Genomic DNA, 2,120 nt, shown 5'->3' with positions numbered 1-2,120 from the left:
ATCGGCATAGTGCGCTTTAATTGAGATTTGGGACGCTGGCCAATGACTTCGCCGGTAATAATAAAATCAAAACCCTGCATATGATTTTCTTTCACCCATTCAACCGCTTTTTTGACCATAAAGATTTTACAGTCCAGACAAGGGTTCATATTCGCGCCATAGCCATGTTTTGGATTGAGCAACACGTCTTTGTATTCTTCAATCACATCAATGATATGTAATTTGATTCCCAGCTGTTCCGCGACCCATAATGCATTATTGCGTTTCTGCTTGTCTTTATGCTGATTTCGAATTGCATGGGTATGCCCTTCAACGCAGAAACCGGTAAAAAAGTTGATGCCTTCTACTTCAATTCCCTGTTCCTGAAGTACCCGCACCGCAAGCATGGAATCCAGACCGCCTGAAATCAAAGCGACGGCTTTGTGCACTGAACTCATTACGCTGTGCCTCCAACTGTCAAAGCATCAATTTTCAATGTCGGCTGGCCGACGCCAACTGGCACGCTCTGTCCTTCTTTACCGCAGTTACCAATGCCCGAATCCAATTCAAGATCATCAGCCACCATGCTGATACGATTCATGACTTCAGGACCGTTGCCAATCAATGTGGCGCCTTTAACGGGACGAGTCACTTTGCCATTTTCAATCAGATAGGCTTCACTGCTGGAAAATACAAATTTGCCGGAGGTAATATCAACCTGACCGCCACCAAAATTAACCGCATAAATACCCTTTTCAACACTGGCTATAATTTCTTCTGCTTTGTGTTGTCCAGCCAGCATATAGGTATTGGTCATACGTGGCATCGGCAGATGTGCATAGGATTCACGGCGGCCATTTCCGGTACTGCGCATTCCCATCAACCGGGCATTTAATTTGTCCTGCATATAGCCTGTGAGTCGGCCGTTTTCTATCAAGGTGGTGAATTCGGTTGGCGTACCTTCATCATCAATCGTCAATGAACCACGTCGATCCATTAATGTGCCATCATCCACCACGGTACATAAGGGTGATGCTACTTGTTCACCGATTTTGCCAGAGAAGGCTGAGGTATCCCGGCGATTGAAGTCGCCTTCCAAGCCATGTCCCACAGCTTCATGCAATAATACGCCAGGCCAACCTGAAGCTAACACTACAGGCATTGTTCCAGCAGGAGCATCAACGGCTTCCAGATTAACCAGAGCCTGCCGCACAGCTTCTTTGGCAAAACCTACTGCTAAATCATTATCAATAAAATACTGATAGTCCAGACGCCGACCGCCACCGGCACTGCCACGCTCACGCCGTCCATTAGATTCAACGATAACACTGACATTCATCCGTATTAACGGCCGAATATCAGCGGCATAGGTACCATCACTGGCAGCGATTAGAATATGTTCGAGACTACCGGCTAAACTGACTGTCACCTGAGTAACACGGGGATCGGCTGCGCGGGCATATGCATCAGCTTCCCGCAACAGGTTTAATTTTGTCTGAGTGTCCATGCCCAATATGGGATCAAGGTCAGAATAAAAGGGCGAGGCATGAACGTTTTTCCGAGCATCAATCTGTTTTTGCTGACCATGTTTTACCACAGCACTGGCCGCGCTGGTCGCCTCCAACAATGACTTCAAACTCAGATCATCGGAGTAGGCAAAGCCGGTTTTTTCACCGCTGCAAGCCCTTACCCCAACGCCCTGCTCAAGATGATAGCCACCATCTTTTATAATGCCGTCATCCATCAACCAGTTTTCGCCACGCGAACGCTGAAAATACAAATCAGCAAAATCAACACCAGGACGCATGGCGCTTGATAAAGCCTGTTCGATATCCTGTGACTGCAACTCTGCAGGCATAAGGATCTGTTGTTCCAGTTGGTCAAATATAGGATTTGTCATTACTTTTGAACTACGCGATAAATTGACTATCTTAGCAGATCAAACATTACTAACCGACTCTGTTGTGACTGACAACAATTAAACCTGGAGTATGGCAAGTAAAATTTATGATACGCATTCAGTTATCCCGGCATTTTGCGAGCGACGCCTACAATATTGCTAACAGGCTCTTCCAGAAACCTGGAATGGCGGGAAGATATCGTACAGAACATGAACATTGATATTATTTTCTAAACACATC

At 46.2% G+C, this 2,120-nt stretch carries 1 protein-coding gene and 1 pseudogene; both read right to left on the bottom strand.

What is annotated here, in order from left to right:
• Nucleotides 1-437, bottom strand: a pseudogene (locus B3182_RS03135) (tRNA (5-methylaminomethyl-2-thiouridylate)-methyltransferase); the annotation flags it as partial.
• Nucleotides 437-1,879: a metalloprotease TldD gene (gene tldD / locus B3182_RS03130; protein WP_292354785.1), complete on the bottom strand. Its 1,443-nt coding sequence runs from the start codon at nt 1,877-1,879 to the stop codon at nt 437-439. The pseudogene B3182_RS03135 and the gene tldD, both read right to left, overlap by 1 nt.
• Between the last annotated feature and the right edge of the window lie 241 nt (nt 1,880-2,120).

The sequence above is a fragment of the Methylophaga sp. UBA4204 genome (genome assembly GCF_002379485.1).
Classification (GTDB): domain Bacteria; phylum Pseudomonadota; class Gammaproteobacteria; order Nitrosococcales; family Methylophagaceae; genus Methylophaga.
This window is presented reverse-complemented; position numbering and strand designations above follow the sequence as displayed.

Bases quoted from the DNA above. Each gene is read 5' to 3' on its own strand.
- tldD (WP_292354785.1), bottom strand. From the start codon at position 1,879: ATGACAAATCCTATATTTGACCAACTGGAACAACAGATCCTTATGCCT.